The sequence below is a fragment of the Pseudoxanthomonas sp. CF125 genome, from assembly GCF_900104085.1.
GTDB lineage: Bacteria > Pseudomonadota > Gammaproteobacteria > Xanthomonadales > Xanthomonadaceae > Pseudoxanthomonas_A.
Map to the genome: position 1 here is coordinate 859,810 of NZ_FNLD01000001.1, position 15,385 is coordinate 875,194.

The following is a 15,385-nucleotide window of genomic DNA, read 5'->3' on the forward strand; positions in this document are numbered from 1 at the left end:
CCCCTGCGCCCCGAAGGACGTCCCCTTGGGGGACTACGCAAGGGAGGGGCTTTGTTACTTCATTGCTACGGTCTGCGGTGCGGGCTCGGGTGCGCCCATCACGACGGTCTTGGCTTTAACCGGCATGCCTGGGAAGAACACCTTCTGTACGCCGCTGACGATCACCTTGTCGCCGGCGGCCAGTCCGCTTTCAACGATGCGCAGTCCATCGGCGGTGCGTCCCAGTTGCACGTCCTTGCGCTGGGCCTGGCCCTTGCCGTCGACCACGTACACATACTTGCGGTCCTGGTCGGTCAGCACCGCCTTGTCGTCGATCAGCATCGCCTTGAACTCGCCGCTGCCCAGCACACGGACCCGTGCGAACAGGCCGGGCGTGAACACGCGGTCGGCATTGTCCAGCAAGGCGCGCGCACGGATGGTGCCGGTGGCCGGGTCGACCTGGTTGTCGAGGAAATCGACCACGCCGGTGTGCGGGAAACCGTCCTCGCCCACCAGCCCCACCTGCACCGGCACGCCTGCGCCGTTTTCGCTCGGGCGTTCGCCCTTGCGCGCCAACTCGGCGTAATGCAGGAAGGTGCGTTCGTCGGTATCGAAGTGCACGTGCATCTTGTCCAGCGACACCAGCGTCGTCAGCACGCTGGCCGCATCGCCGGCGCTGACCAGGTTGCCGGCGGTGACCAGCGCGCGGCCGGCGCGGCCGCTGATCGGCGCACGCACCTGGGTGAACTCAAGATTCAAGCGCGCAGCGTCCACTGCGGCCTGGGCGGCGGCGACATTGGCCTGCGCCTCGGCGGCGGCCGAGCGACGCTGCTCGTAGGACTCGGTGGAAATGGCCTGCAGTTCGGACAGCTTCTTGGCGCGCGCCGCTTCGCTGCGGCCCAGTTCGGCCTGACTGCGGGCGCGGGCCAGATCGGCCTGGGCGCGTGCGAGTTCGGCGCGATAACTGCGCGAATCGATGGTGAAGAGCACGTCGCCCTTGCGGACTTCCTGGCCTTCTTCGTAATTCACGCGTTCGATGTAGCCGGACACGCGCGGACGCAGGTCGACGTTCTCCACCGCCTCCACGCGGCCGCTGAAGTCGTCCCACTGGCTGACCTGCTTGACCAGCACCGGCGCAGCGCTCACTTCGGGCGGCGGCGGCATGCCGGTTTCGGCGGCCTGGCCGCTGCAGCCGGCGATGACGGCGACGGTAAGCGCCAGTACCACGCCTAGCGCCGTGGTGCGCAGGGCACGATTTTCGAGAAAGGAAATGGCTTTCATTGGTTGGTCTCGTGGGTGGACAAGGGGAGAGGGAAACTGCTGAAAAGAGGACGCGGCGGCGTCAGTGCGCGGCCGGCGTCGAAACGCACCACCGGCTGCGCGCGCTCGGTACGGGTCAGCAACGACACCGCATGGCGGCCTACGGCCATGGCGCTGGGCCATTCGGCGCAGGCATTGCGCGCGTTTTCCGGCGTGCATACCGGATGGTCGACGGACAGCATCTGCACGCGCACGCCCAACGGTTGCGACTCTTCGTGCAACACGTTGGTCAGCATGCGCAACGCGGCGGCGGTGATGGAAGCGTGGCCATAGCCCGCCCAGCCCCGTTCGGCATATGGGCCGCCTATCAGGATGTAATGCGAAGCGACCTCGTTCTCGGCCAGCAGCGGCACTAGGTGGCGCGCGGCGGTCAGATGCGGCAAAAGGTCCATTTCCAGCTTCTGGCGCAGGAAGTCGGTGGGCTTGTCGATCAGCCGGCCGCCTTCCAGCGGACTGGCGATACTGGCGAACACCGCACGTAGCGGACGCTTGCGCTTGCGCAGGTCCGCCGCCAATTTCGCCGCGCCCTCGTCGCTGGTAATGCATCCGGTGGTCATCAGCTCCAGTGCGGGCTCGTCGGCGTAGTGTTCGGCCAGCGCCTGCATGCGCGGACCATCGCGGCCCACCGCCAGTACCGGGCTGCCGGCTTCCAGCAACGCACCGACCACTCCGAAACCGACTGTGCCGTCCGCGCCCAATACCAGGACTTCCGGGTTCAATATCCCACTCATGGGACTTTTACTCCCGCGGCTGGGATAATCCCAATACTGGCGATAGTCCCGCGACCCTTTCGCCCGAGCCGCACCCCGCCGCCGGTCTGGCTGCGATGGGGGGAGGTGAATTCGCGAAAAGCCGTACCGGACAAGCGATTGGTCAACGCTCTCAGCTCGGAAAGCGTTGTCTCTTCGCTGATTTCGGGGTCCGGCTCGGGGCGGAAGAAGCGGGAGAACAGCATGGCGGCAGCTGGCTATTGGTGGGAGTGCCGACAAGATAAACCTGCAATCAGGACTTGATTAGTCTGAATTAAAGGGAATAATAATCCCGTCAGCGGTCCAATACTCCGTCCACCCCCTCGGGAGCTCCCCATGAGCCACGATCTCAACGACACCCTCATCTTCGTCAAGGTGGTCGAGCACGGCAGCTTCATCGCCGCGGCCAATTCGCTGCGCCTGCCCAAGACCACGGTCAGCCGCAAAGTGCAGGAACTGGAAACGCGCCTGGGTGCGCAGCTCCTGCATCGCACCACCCGCAAGCTGGGCCTGACCGAAGCCGGCAACGTCTACTACGAGCATTGCCAGCGCATCGCGCGCGAACTGACCGAAGCCGAAAGCGCGGTCAGCCAGTTGCATGCCGGCCCGCGCGGCTGGCTGCGCTTCACTGCGCCCTACTCCATCGGCATCGACAAGATCGCGCCGCTACTAGGCGAATTCCATGCACGGCACCCGGAAGTGCGCATTGAGATGGTGTTGAGCAACGAACCGTTGGACCTGATCGGCGGCGAGATCGATGTCGCCCTGCGCATCGGCAACCTGCCCGATTCCAATCTGGTCGCGCGCCGCCTGGGCAGCCTGCGCACGCAGGTGTACGCCAGCACCAGCTACATCGCCAAGCATGGCGAACCCCTGCACCCGGACGACTTGCAGCACCACCGCACCCTGGCCATGCCCAAGCACCGTCACGGCAACAGCTACGCATGGACCTTGAACGACGGCGTCAGCGACCGCGATTTCACCGTCAACCCGATCCTGGTCGCCAACGACCCGGCCGCGCTCAAGGGCGCGTTGCTCTGCGGCGAAGGCGTGGTGATCGCCGCCGACGTGATGGTCAGGCCGTTCGTGGAGATGGGCCATGTGCAGCGCGTGCTGGCCGGCTGGATAGGCGGCGAGTACGAACTCAACGCCGTGTTCCCCCGCGGCCACACCCAGTCGCCGAAGGTGCGCGCGTTCGTCGATTTCCTGCTGGAGCGACTGAACCTGGATATCGACTACATGAGTGCGCACTGCCCGCTGATGATGGCGCAGGCCGGGCTTGAGAAAGGCCAGGAAGACGCTGCGGAAGCCGAGGAAACGGCCGCGGTCGGGCAACGGATTCTGGAGGCAGTAGTTCCGTCGTAGGTCGGCCCCCGCATCCAGTGCGGGGCAAGCTCTACGCGGCCGACGCGCGCTGGCGGTTACGACCCGCGAGCCGGAAACCTGCCGTGGCGTCGGGGGCGTAGCCCCGACCTACGTGACTCCGAACTGAAACAAAACCGACGCAAACTTGTTGCCTGGGCGTAATGCCGGGCGCTGTCCGGCCGCTCCATTGGAGAAACCGGCATGTCCGCAAAGTTCGCTCTTGGTTTGACGCTTTTGCTGGCGTCCTTCGCCGTACTGGCCAAGCAGCCTTACGTGGACATCGAGCAGCGCCTGACTGCCGAACAATTGCGGGCCACCGGCCTGGATACGCTTTCAGCCGAGCAATTGAAACTGCTGAACGGACTGCTGCGCGAGGACGTGGTGAAGGCGGTCGAAGCCAGCAAGACCGAAGCGGAAACCGAACGCGCCTCCTCTTCTTCCTTGATAGGTCTTAACGACCAGCCCATCCGCAGCCGCCTCAAAGGTTCGGTCAGCGGCTGGGAACCGGGCACTGTGTTCGAACTGGAGAACGGCCAGACCTGGAAGGTGCTCAAGGGCAACATGAAGCTGCGCAAGCCCTTCGAATCGCCCGAGATCGCCGTCATCCCCGGCATCGCGGGGCGCTGGTTCCTGCAGGTGGACGAAGATCTTCCCAAGGCGCGCGTTTATCGGATCGACTGACGCCAGATCGCACCGATCAGGACGCGGCCTTCTCTCAAACCTGAACGGACGCGAGACGATGGCCGACTCATATTGTCCGCATTGCTCGCTTTGAGCATGTCCCAAGGCCTTCCGACCGTTGCATTCAGATGAGTGCTGTATAGCTGGTACGTCGCTTCAAGGGCGACGCTGGTGGCACATGCCACGGAGGCTTGCTTATGCATATGAACAACTGCGTCGTGCTACCGCTGCCGGTCGGGACGCTGGATATGGTGCGGGAACTGCTGCACTGGCGCCGCGGTTATCCGAACAGCCCATTCTTCAGGTCCGGGCTGGAGTTCGAACGCTACATCGCCACTTTCAAGTTCGGCTACGACACCTTCCTGCCCAACCGCGAAAAGAATTCCACCGAGCAGCTGCTGCCCAATCTGTGCCATCAGTACAAGGACGGCGTGGCGGCCTGCGACCGAATCGACTGGGCTGAAGCGGAGATGATCGTTTCCGCCACATGGGCACGGCTGGAGGACGCGGATTCCGCGCGAACTGCGGTCAGGCTTTAACTAACTAAAAGGTTCGATTTAACTAACTAAAAGGTTCGATCGCGCCGTCGCGATCCGACGCGGCGCGATCGGCGAAGGCCTGCTCCGCATCAGGGCGCGCCGGTGGCGGTCACCGTACAAGTCAGGGTGAGTTGCATCGAACTGCCCGCCGGGAAGGTGGGAATCACCACACCCGATCCTTGCAGATCCGACACTGTTGGCGATGCCGGACAGACCGCGCCGCCGGTAGCACTGCCGCAAACCAGCGTACCCGTGCTGCAGTCCACGCCCGAGACCGCCGGATCCCTGATCACGGCGCCATCGCCGGGACCTGGGCCATCGTTGTTGAGCGTGATCGTATAAGCCACTGTGTTGCCGCTTTGCACCGTAGCCGCGGCAGCGGTCTTGTCGATGCGCAGATCGACCGTCGGCGTATTGGTGAAAATGCACTCGAAGCTTTCAGCGCTGCTGTCGATCAGGCTGCCGGGAATGGTGTACGCACTGCCCGCGCGGCTGCCTACGGCGATGCCGGCTGAGGTGCAGGTAACATCGGACAGCAGCCAGCCAGCCGGCAACGACGATTCGGTGATGACCACGTCGCTGCCGAAAGTAGCGACGCTGAAAGGTTCGGTGGTGCCGGCAGTAGCGGTGTTGCCGTCGATCTGGTTGGGGACATCGGCGGTCGCAGTGGTGATCGTGCCTGCGGCCTGGCTGGTATTGGTCAGACCGAAGCCGAACGGACCGCCGGTGACGAATCGCGAGGTCTTGTTGAGAGCGACCGTGGCCGGTGCGCATACCGCCGCCGGCGGCAGCACCTGCGCCAGGAACGCTTGCGCGCCGGGCCCGGACTTGATGTGCACGACGATTTCGTTGAGCCCACTCAGCCAAGGCCCATTGAGGACGCCCGCGGCTTGGCTTCCTGTCACGAAACCGGTGTAGAAATAAGGATCGGCAGCGCCGTAGTTCGAATGCACGCCTTGCGCATTGCCGTTCACCCAGACCTCGAACACCGAATTGTCCGCGTAGAACTGCATGTCCAACGCCATTATCGTTGGATCCACGCCGGGTGCTATGTTGAATTGAAAGCGGTAGAAGATGTCGTAGTTGCCCGGACCGGGATGGAGCGCATTGGCCGCGTTAGAGATCCAGTTCGCGTTGCCATAAGGCGAGACGATGTAGGAAGCCGGCGGTGCGGTGACGACCTGCGCCGCCGCGTAGGTCAGGCCCACCGGCGGCGCGCCGGTGATCGGCGTGGTGGTCAGCGCGACCTGCCAGTAGTTGTCCGCGCCCGAGGTCAGGCGGCCACCAGTGCCATCGTAAGCGGTGTTGAACATCGCGCCGCCGCTGATGCAGCTGATGGTAGCGACATTGCCCGGGGGCAGCGGGAACTGCGTATCGGTATCGCTGGCCGTATTGTTGGCGGTATTGGTATCGGGCGAGCCGGCAGGCGCCGTAACCGTTGCGGTGTTGACCAAGTTGCCGGAGAACGTGGAGGGCGCGAACAGCGTCAGGCTGTAGGTGACCGAGCCGTTCGCCGGCAGATTGGCAGTGGTATTGATCGCGCCGGTGCCGCTGGCCGCGCCGCAGGTGGCGCCGCCGGTAGCGCTGCCGCAAGTCCAATTGGCGGTGGTGATGCCGGTGGGCAACGAATCGGTCACCTGCGCATTCTGTACGCCGAACGGGCCGTTGTTGCTGACCACGATGGTATAGGTGACGTTGTTGCCGGGCGTATAGATGCTGCTGCCGTCGGTCTTGGTGATCGCCAGATCGACCGCGAACTCCACCGGCGTAGTGACGCACTTGGCGCCATCGCCAGCGCCCGCCGGAGCGTCGGAGATCAAGGTGGCCTGGCCGGTCGTCGTGTCGAACTTGTAGAACCCGCCGCTGTTGCGACGGCCGAAAACGCCATTGCTCGCCCCCATCATCGAACCGAAGGCGTCAGTAGCCCCTACGAATCCCGAAGGCCCGATCGCGGTCACGGCTCCGGTCGTCGGATTGATGGCGTTCAGCAGGCCGGTTACGTTGTCCTGGGCGTATAGCCGGCCGTTGTACCAGGCCAGATCCGCCGACGCGATGGCTTGGTTGAGTGTGATCAGGGTGGAAGTCCGAGTGCTGAGATCGACCCGCCACAGCTGGTTGATGGTGGCGTTGTCCTTGATGTAATAGAAGCCGTCCGCACCCACCTCGCCCGAAGCTATTCCTGTTCCACTGGCATTGATCCCACCGCCTGCGATGGCGCCCGTGTCCTCGACCACGCCGTTGCTGGCGATGCGCAGCAAGCGATAGGTGCTGGTGGCGGTGTCCCATATCGTCGCGAAAATGTAGTTGCTTGCAGGGTCATAACCCATCGCGTTGTAGGAAGGAGAATACGGCGAACCTATCGCAGGATAGGTCAGCGGGTTGGTGCTGGTATCGATGCGATGGAGCTGGGTCGGACCGCCCACGCCGAGATACATGGTGGAAGTGCAGGTACCGAAGCTGGGCTGGGTCGTGTTGACGTAGGCGCACTCGAATGTCTGCCCTGCCGCCACCGCAGCGGCCGGGATCGTGATCTGCCTGCCGCTCAATGTTCCCACCGCCGCGCCGGCGGAGTTGGTGCAGCTGGCGGACCCGAACGACCAGAGAGCCGGCAGCGGAGATTCGTTTATTGTGATCGCCACGCCCAGGGCTGAAGCGGTGAAGTCGGTGACGGCCGCATTGGCATCGCCATCCACCACGGTGGGTACTCCCGCCGCAGCGGTCGTGACCGTAGCCGTGGTGCGCACCATGTTGGTAAGCGTGAAGCCGAACGCGCCGCCGGCGCCGTTCTGCGTGGTCTTGGTCAGCGTCACCGTCGGCATGGTCGCCAGCATCACGTCGTCGATGCCGAAGTCGTTGCCGGTGGCTGCCGTGCTCGCGTTATTGATGCGCAGATTGACCGAGGTGGTGGTGGCGCTGGTGGTGAATATCACCTGGCGCCGGATCCAGGTGTTGTTGGTTCCCGGATAGGCCGTATTGACGGTGCTGACCACGGTAATCGCGCCCGCGTTGGGAGTGACCGCCTGACTCAGCACCGGGTCGCTGACCTGGTTGGTGACCATGGTCATGTACGAGAACACGTAGTTCTTGTTCGGCTCCACGGTGATCGCGGAAACGGTGCGCCACACCGCCTGGCCTGCGGTATAGGCGCAGTTGGCGGTGTTGTGGTACAGGTAGTGGGTCGACGCGGCGCCGTCGGTAGTGGAGTCGCCGCCGGTGCTGACGATCTGCCCGTTCAAGCAGGCGGCGCTGAGCCAGTTGCCGTCGGCGGTGCTCTGCGCGGTCGGCAAGGTGCCATTGACCGCACCGAAAGTCTCGCGGAACGCGATCTGCGCCTGCGCGCTGCCGCTCCATAGCGCCATGGCCAGAACTACGGCGCATGAGGCTGCAGCTACCAGTTTCGTTTTCATATCGCTGATCATTTCCTTGTCCCAAACGCGCATCAGTACGAACCCACGATATTCAGGAACCACCCTTTGTGGTCGTAATCGAAGTCGGTGAGATCGTCGCTGAAATCGGTGAAGTTGTAGCCCACGCCTACGCGGAAGTTCTTGTTGATATCGCGGTCCAGGCCGATCAGGTAGCCGCTGCGCGTACCGCCGTCCTCGACGTCCAGCCAACGGTATTCGGCCAGCGCGTGCCATTGGGTGCGAAGTTCGTAGCGGATCTGGCCCGAGGCGAAGGTGGTGCCCGAGTCGAACCAATCGCCGGTGCCGCGGCCGAAACGCGCTTCGCCTTCGCGCCGCGCCAGCTTGGCGGCGAATTCCCAGTGCTGGTCCAGCTTGTATACGCCTTCCAACGACAGGATCTGCGACTTCTGATCGTAGCTGGCGCCGTTGACCTGCTCCAGCGTGGCCAGATCGTAAAGGTAGGTGTAACGGCCGAACACGCCCCAGCGCGTGCTGTTCCAGGGACGCCAGGCGAAACCGAAATTGCCTTCGATGAACTTGGCGCCGGCGGTCGGGTCGATCTCATCGTCGGTGTCGGCATAGTTGAATCGCGCCGCGATGCGCCAGCTCTCGTTGATCTTGTGCAGCAGGCGGTTGGTGCTGACCCATTGCTGGCGACGTTCGAAACCGCTATCGCGGCGCCACTCCAGCTTGCTGTTCCAGTCGGTATCGGGCGAGGTGCGGCCGCCGCTGAGGCTGATCGCGCGACGATCGACCTGCTCGCCGACGCTGTTGATCAATTCGCCATCGGACAATGTGAAGCCCAGGTTCCAGCCTTGCGACGGATAGAAATCCATGCCGAAGGTATGCGCCAGGCCGGACTCCTGCCGGGTCTTGAGGAACTGGCTTTCATTGAACAGATTGACCTGGCTGGACAGCCGCCAGCGCTGCCCCAGGGTCCAGCCGTTCTGGCGCGCGGGATTGAACAACGAATCGTACTGGGTGCTGTCGGTCGAATAGGTATAGCTGCCGTATACCGAATGCTCGGGATTGAGCCGGTATTCGGCATTCACCTGCGCCGCATCGCCGCGGTCGCCATGGGTGACCTCCGCGCCGACCGTGGACAAGTCGCCGAACAGATACTTGCCACCCAAGGTGTATGCATCGTTATCGGCATAGCTACCGCCGTCATCGTCCACGGTGAACTGGGCGGTGCCGTACAGGTCCAGCGACGTGCCGATCTTGTGCGCATAGCGCAACGCCGCCAGCGTGCCGGAGGTGTCGCCCGCCAGCCGTTTTTCTTCGATCCTGCGCAGTTCCGCCGTAAAGGTGGCAAAGTCGGTGGCGCGCCATTCGCCGGTGATCTGCGCCTGATCCAGCGACTCGCCGCCACGTTCGGCCTGGCTGTAGCGTGCGTACAGGCCCAGGCTGGCGTTGAATTGGCCTAGCACTTCCATGCCCTGCTCTTCCACGTCCATGCCGTTATCGAAACGGCTGACCGAATAGCCCGCACCGACCCTGCGCCACCAGGCGCCGGCGGACCAGTCCTGTTCGGTCCAGCCGAGCTCTCGGAAGTTGACGCGCGCCTCGATCGCTTTCGCTTCGCCTTCGCGCGGTCCGACCGGATTGAGCTGGGTGAAAGTGAAGCCGCCGTTGTCGGAGAAGAACACCGGAGCGCTGAACGATTCGGTCTGGCTGTACTCTGCTTTCAGATACGTGCCGCGGCCGGCCTGCAAGGTGATGTCGCCCGCGGCGAGTGTGTAGTCCTCGCCCGCGCGGTTCTCATCGATGTAGGTGGCCCCCACACCCAGGTGGTCGCCGAACCAGTGTTTGCCGCGGACACCGGCGCTGACCTGGTCGGCGTCGAAATCCGACGGCACCCATTCGTAGTCCGCGATCAGGCGCTGTTCGTAACCGTCCAGCGGCGTGTCGCGCGAGATGCTGCGCAGGTTCTCGCGAGTGAGCATCGCAAGCGGCCGCGTCAACAGCACGCGGCCCTGCAGTTCGTCGATTTCGTAATCGGCTCCGCGCTGCAGCGTCACTCTGTTCTCGATGCGGCCGGTGGCGGCGTCGCGGATTTCCAGCACCACCACATCGGAGCCGGGCAGCAAGTCCGTGTGCTTGAGGTAGTACAGGCTGCCGCCGGTACCGATGAATTCGCTGTGGCCGGGCGCGGTTTGCGCTTCGGAACCGAACGCGCGCAACTCGGTGCCCGGATCGCCCCAGGCGTTGCCTCGGCGCGAGCGCCAATTGAGCGCGGCGCCGTACAACGAGCGTACGTACTGGCCGTATTCGGTGCCGGTGATGCCGGTGCTGAAATTACCCCACAGCGCCTGGTTCTTGTCCCAATCGGCACGCAGGTAGAAGCGGCCCATGGTGTCGACGTCGCGATAGGTGGTGGAGTCGTCGCCGTAAACCGGATAATAAAGATCCGGATCCAGGCGGCGGAAGATGTCCTGCGGGTCGGCCTGGCCGAAACCGTCGAACAAATGCTCCAGATCGCGTTCGGTGGTGTCGGCCTGCGCCGTGATCAGGTATTTGCCCTTTACCTTGGCTTTACCGTAGAACGCCAGACGCCCGTCGCTGATCACATCGTCGGCATAGCGGCTGTCGGTCGCGAACGCGTCCACCGATCCGCTGATCTTGTTCTGCCATACCGTCACGTCGGCCAGGCCCACGCCGAAGAAATAGCGGCCGGTGACGTCGATGCTCAAGGTGTGGCGGATGCCCTGCGGATCGTCCGCTGGCTTGCCGCCCAGGCCGTCGCTGCCGCCGTTGAGGGCGACCTCGAAATCGTGATGGCCCACCGGCATCAGGTACTCGGCGACGAATTTGCGTTCCAGATCGACCGGATAGCTGTCGCCGTTGATCAGCAGCGAATAGCCCGCCGGCAGATTGCGGCCCTGGATGCGGATGCGCGAACCATAGATCGGGATGTTCTGCTGGCGCAAACCGTTAGCGGCAAAAGCATCGTCGATCAATTCCTGGGTTTGCGCCTGGTCGGTGGTCAGCGCAGTGCCGAGCGTCTTCTCGACGCTGTCGCGCACTTGCCGCCCGCCGCGTTCGGCTTCCTCCGGCGTCACCAGCTGCAGCTTGCGCGGCTGGGTCTCGTCGAAATTGCCGTCCTTGTCGTAGGCACGCAATACATAGACCAGTTCGTCGCCGGCACGGAAGCGGTATTTGGACAGCAACGCGCCGTCCCAGTCCGCGTTGGACACGGCCGCCACGTCCACCGGCACCGTGGCCAGCGGTTCCACCAGGTCGGTATCGACGGCGCGGTAGACCTTCAACTCGTATCGTTCGATGAAGGACGAGTAGTTGCTGCGCACATAGAACTGCACGGGCTTGACGATCGCCTGGCCGTCGAAGGCCACGAAACCCGGTGCGGAGATCGACAGTTCCGGCAGGCTCAGCGCTGGATCCTCGGTGGCCCAGATCACGCCGCCGTTGTCGAGCTGAAGGTTGAACTGGCCCGCCACGGTCGCCCTGCCCGGCGCGGCCAGATCGATGTCGACACGGCGGTCGGGCTGCAGCGCCGTCGGTGATGCGGCATCGGCGGGCACCACCGGATTGCGTTCGCCCAGAGTACGCAGTCGGAACAACAGGCCTTCTTCGGAACTGCATTCATCGCCGGCGCAGTCCGCCGGCTCCTGCGTTTCCTGCGCAAGCGCCAGCGGCGGCATGCTCGCAAGCAGGCCGATCAAGGTGTAGTCGAGTAGTTTCATTTTGATGGTCATGGCCCGCCCCCTCACTTGCCGCTGCCGGCAGGGGCCGGGCCGTTGCTGGATTCCATTTCCACTTGCTCCACGCGCACCCGACTGCGCAGGTCCGGGCTCAATCGCTGGGCGATCGCCTCGTACACCACTTTCGCCCGGCGCATCCCCAAAGCCAGGTTGTAGGTGTCGGCGCCGCGCACGTCCGCATGGCCGACGACCGACACCGTGCCGCCACGCGCCTGTTCCAGATAGGCGGCGACGCGGTCGAGCAACGGCGCGAACTCCGGCCGGATCGTTTCGCGATCGGTGTCGAACAACACCGTGCCCAGTCGCGGTCCGCCCTGGCCCACACCCGCGATCAGGCTCGTCGGGTCGTTGACGGTCGTGCGCACGCTTACGCTCAGTGCCTTCGCCGTCTCCGAGGGAAGCTTCGCCAACAATGCGGTCCTTACCGCGGTCGCCCGATCGAAAGCCAGCCCTTCGCTCTCGCCGTCGGCGCTGATCACCACTTCGCCGCCACGATATTCGGCGAGCTTGGCGGCGATCTGCTCGATCGTCGGCAGATACCGTTCGCGCACCTGTGCGCTGCCGGCAGCGAAGATCACTTCGCCCAGTTCCAGTTCGATCTTGCGTTCGCCGCCCTGGATCAGCGCTACCGGCAACTTGGCGCCGAAGTCGAACCGCACTGGCAGGCCCGGGGTGATGCGGCGGACCAGCGGATTGTCGGTGGTGATCTGCGTACCCGGCGGCAACGTCGACGGGTCGACCTTGAGGATGAAGTTGCGCCCGCGTTCCCAGGCGCCGCCCGGTATGCCGGCCAGGTGATAGCGACCGAACTGGTCGGTCTCCACCAACAGGCCGTCGACCGAGGCGATGCGCACGCCCGGTATGCCGCGTTCGTCGATGCCGGCGTTGCGGATGATGTAATCCACCACATAGCCACCCTCGCCCTGCGCGATACGGCGCTCGACTTCCGGTGCCGCGGCATTCAAGCCTTTCGCCGCTTCGCCTTCGGTGGTTAGCGTGGTCGCACCTGCGGCGTCCATGCGCAAGGTCACGCCCTGCCTCGTACTGAGCACGAAATCGTCGTTGAAATCGGGCTTGGTCAGGCGCTGACTCAATACGATCTGCCGGCGCTGCGCCGGATCGGCGGGCGATTGGCGCGCACCGATGTCGCCCAGCGCGACGCCGTGCAGCAGCGGTGCGCTGGCATCGGGTACCGGCTGCGGGCCAGCACCGCGATCGAGGGTGGTCGAGCCCGCCACGTAGGCCGAAGCATCGAAGCCGCCCTGGATGCGCACGCCGGAGAGCGCGGCGTTGTCCTGCCAGCCGTCGCCGTCGCGGTCGTCGAACACCGTGCCCAGGATCAGGCTGTCGTCGGTCAGCGGATCGGCCGCCAACGTCAGTTCGGCGGTGGCGACGTTCGAAATCGGCGTGCCGCCATTGGAATAGGCCTGCGCCTGGTTGATCAACACGCCCGGCCGCACACCGGCGCCGATCCGCATCAGGTAGACCAGGGTCGCCGATTCGCCTGCGTCGATGTCCAGGCCTTCGAAGCGAATCGGGTTGTAGCCGCTGGCCGTCGCGGCATTGTCGCCGTCCACCACCGTCAGCGAACCGTCGACGTAGGTGAACCCGGCTGGCGGCGTATCGACCAGATCGGCGTTGACGACATTGGTCGCACCGACGTTTTCGACCGTCACCGTGTAGCGCACCAGATCGCCGATCCGCGCCTCGCGCACGCTGCTGGTCTTGATCACGCGCAATTGCGAGGCGTCGACGACCTGATGCTCGATGCTGCAGGTGGAGCAGGACGGCGGATTCTGCTGGCTGCCGCCACCGTTGGCGAGCACGACGTTGCTCACCGTAGCGCCGGTGTTGGCATTGATCGTCGCAGGATAAGTGAAGGTATAAGTGCCTGGTGCGGAACCGCTCGCCAATACGCAACGCAGACCGGCGCCGCTAGGCGTACAACCTGCCGGCAATGCGCCCAATGTCAGGCCGGCGCTCGGCGTGTCGTCGAGAACCAGGTCCGAGGTGGTTGCGGCCTGCGACACGTCCACCGTCAGCGTGTATTGAATCGTGTCGCCCACCTGCAAGGTCGCACCGCCGCCGGGATCGGACGACTTGGTCACCGCGACGATGGGCTCGGCGACACGATGCTCGGTGCTGCAGCTCTGGCAATCGGGTTCTTCGCCACCGCCGCCGTTGGCGACGACCGTATTGCCGATGCTGCCGGTCGCGCCTGCATCCACCTGCACCTGGTAGGTGAAGGCATAGCTGCCGGGTGTCGTACCCGCTGCGAGGCTGCATTCCAGGCCGCCGGCGACGGCATTGCATGCGCCGCCCGCCGGAACCTGGAACGTGGCGGGAAGCAGCGTCTGTCCGGCGCTCACGGTGTCGATCAGCGACACCGCCGCGATAGTCGCGGAATTGGCCACCGTCACCGTCACTGTGTAGGTGACGATGTCGTTCACCTCCACCGTCTCGCCACTGATCGGATTGGCGGTCTTGTTCACCGCTACCCGTGGCGCCACCGGATTGGTGGTCGTGCAGGAGGCGCAGTTGCCGGTGCTCGTGGTCACGCTGTTGCTGACCGAAGTGGCGGCAGCGGCATCGACCGTGGCGGTGTAGATGAAAGTATGGATGCCGATGGCTGCGCCCGTGGCGAGCGTGCAGGTAATGACCTGTCCCGCCGCCGTGCAACCCGCAGGTAGGGTGCCGGCGGTGAGGCCGGCACCCAGCGTGTCGGTCAGCACTTCGGCGGCCGTCGTGGCGGCATTGGCAACATTGACCGTCAGCGTGTAGGTCAGCGTGTCGCCGACCGAGACCGCGGTGCCACTGGCCGGATTCACGGACTTGCTCACCGTGATCGTTGGCGTGAGTGGATTGATAGTGGTGCAGGTTCCACAAGTGCCTGTGCTGGGCACCACGCTGTTGCTGACCGACGTGGTCGCATCTGCATTCACTGTCGCGGTGTAGACGAAGGTGTACGTACCGATGGCGGCGCCCGCAGTCACAGTGCAGGTGATGTCCTGGCTGGAAGACGTGCAACCCGCGGGCAAGGGGCTGACCACGGTCAGGCCCGCGCCGAGCGTGTCGGTCAACACTTCATCGGTGGTAGTGGCCGCGTTGGCTACATCAACGGTGAGCGTGTAGGTCAGCGTGGCGCCGACCGAGACCGCGGTGCCGCTGCCGGGGTTCACGGATTTGCTGACTGTGACTGTCGGCGTGACCGGATTTGTCGTGGTGCAAGCGACGCAGTTGCCGGTATTGGTGGTCACGCTGTTGCTGACCGAAGTGGTCGCCGTGGCATCCACCGTCGCCGTATAGGTGAAGGTATGGGTACCGATAGCCGAGCCCGTGGTCAGGATGCAGGTGATCGTTTGGCCCGACGGCGTGCAGCCAGCGGGCAGAGGACTGACCACCGTCAGGCCGGCACCCAGTACGTCGGTCAACACCACATCTGCGGTCGTGGGAGCGTTGGCCACGTTCACCGTCAGCGTATAGGTCAGCGTGGCACCAACCGAGACCGCGGTACCGCTGCCGGGGTTCACGGACTTGCTGACCGTGACTGTCGGCGTCACCGGATTGGTGGTCGTACAGGCGACACAACTACCAGTGTTGGTGCTCACGCTGTTGCTGACCGA

General features: G+C 64.4%; 8 protein-coding genes. 3 read left to right on the forward strand and 5 right to left on the reverse strand.

The features are described from left to right. Positions 1-54: 54 nt before the first annotated feature. Together BLR66_RS03730 and BLR66_RS03735 are read right to left on the reverse strand one after the other, a co-directional pair. The gene (locus tag BLR66_RS03730; RefSeq protein ID WP_093280269.1) at positions 55-1,260 is read right to left on the reverse strand and encodes an efflux RND transporter periplasmic adaptor subunit; all 1,206 of its coding nucleotides are present in this window, start codon (positions 1,258-1,260) and stop codon (positions 55-57) included. After that, positions 1,257-2,030, reverse strand: coding sequence for an SDR family oxidoreductase (locus tag BLR66_RS03735; protein WP_093280270.1), 774 nt, complete (start codon positions 2,028-2,030; stop codon positions 1,257-1,259). Before BLR66_RS03735 ends, BLR66_RS03730 begins: the two co-directional genes overlap by 4 nt. 354 nt (positions 2,031-2,384) lie before the next feature. Between BLR66_RS03735 and BLR66_RS03740 the strand changes: the two genes are divergently transcribed. The 3 genes from BLR66_RS03740 (at position 2,385) to BLR66_RS03750 (ending at position 4,633) form a co-directional block, all read left to right on the forward strand. Further along, positions 2,385-3,413 carry a LysR family transcriptional regulator gene (locus tag BLR66_RS03740; protein WP_093280271.1) on the forward strand — a complete coding sequence of 343 codons (1,029 nt, stop codon included), beginning with the start codon at positions 2,385-2,387 and terminating at the stop codon, positions 3,411-3,413. 201 nt (positions 3,414-3,614) lie between these two features. Continuing rightward, complete coding sequence (locus BLR66_RS03745; protein ID WP_093280272.1) at positions 3,615-4,094, forward strand: hypothetical protein; 480 nt, start codon at positions 3,615-3,617, stop codon at positions 4,092-4,094. 203 nt (positions 4,095-4,297) lie between these two features. Next, entirely contained in the window at positions 4,298-4,633 is a 336-nt protein-coding gene (locus BLR66_RS03750; RefSeq protein ID WP_143014537.1) for a hypothetical protein, read from the forward strand. An 89-nt stretch (positions 4,634-4,722) separates the two neighbouring features. Here BLR66_RS03750 and BLR66_RS03755 read toward each other — a convergent pair whose 3' ends face one another. From BLR66_RS03755 to BLR66_RS19125, 3 genes are all read right to left on the reverse strand, one after another. Continuing rightward, positions 4,723-8,040 (reverse strand): DUF6923 family protein, encoded by a 3,318-nt coding sequence (locus tag BLR66_RS03755; RefSeq protein WP_143014538.1) that lies wholly within the window; start codon positions 8,038-8,040, stop codon positions 4,723-4,725. Positions 8,041-8,072: 32 nt separating this feature from the next. Continuing rightward, a complete protein-coding gene (locus BLR66_RS03760) occupies positions 8,073-11,756 on the reverse strand; it encodes a hypothetical protein (RefSeq protein ID WP_218119593.1) in 3,684 nt (1,227 codons plus the stop codon). 11 nt (positions 11,757-11,767) lie between these two features. Beyond that, positions 11,768-15,385, reverse strand: a 3,618-nt coding sequence (locus tag BLR66_RS19125) for an OmpA family protein (protein ID WP_218119594.1), incomplete at its 5' end; no start/stop codon positions are given.

What these genes read in the sequence shown, in the direction of transcription:
- BLR66_RS03730 (WP_093280269.1), bottom strand. Translation starts at nt 1,260, where the DNA reads ATGAAAGCCATTTCCTTTCTCGAAAATCGTGCCCTGCGCACCACGGCG.
- BLR66_RS03735 (WP_093280270.1), bottom strand. Translation starts at nt 2,030, where the DNA reads ATGAGTGGGATATTGAACCCGGAAGTCCTGGTATTGGGCGCGGACGGC.
- BLR66_RS03740 (WP_093280271.1), top strand. Translation starts at nt 2,385, where the DNA reads ATGAGCCACGATCTCAACGACACCCTCATCTTCGTCAAGGTGGTCGAG.
- BLR66_RS03745 (WP_093280272.1), top strand. Translation starts at nt 3,615, where the DNA reads ATGTCCGCAAAGTTCGCTCTTGGTTTGACGCTTTTGCTGGCGTCCTTC.
- BLR66_RS03750 (WP_143014537.1), top strand. Translation starts at nt 4,298, where the DNA reads ATGAACAACTGCGTCGTGCTACCGCTGCCGGTCGGGACGCTGGATATG.
- BLR66_RS03755 (WP_143014538.1), bottom strand. Translation starts at nt 8,040, where the DNA reads ATGAAAACGAAACTGGTAGCTGCAGCCTCATGCGCCGTAGTTCTGGCC.
- BLR66_RS03760 (WP_218119593.1), bottom strand. Translation starts at nt 11,756, where the DNA reads ATGACCATCAAAATGAAACTACTCGACTACACCTTGATCGGCCTGCTT.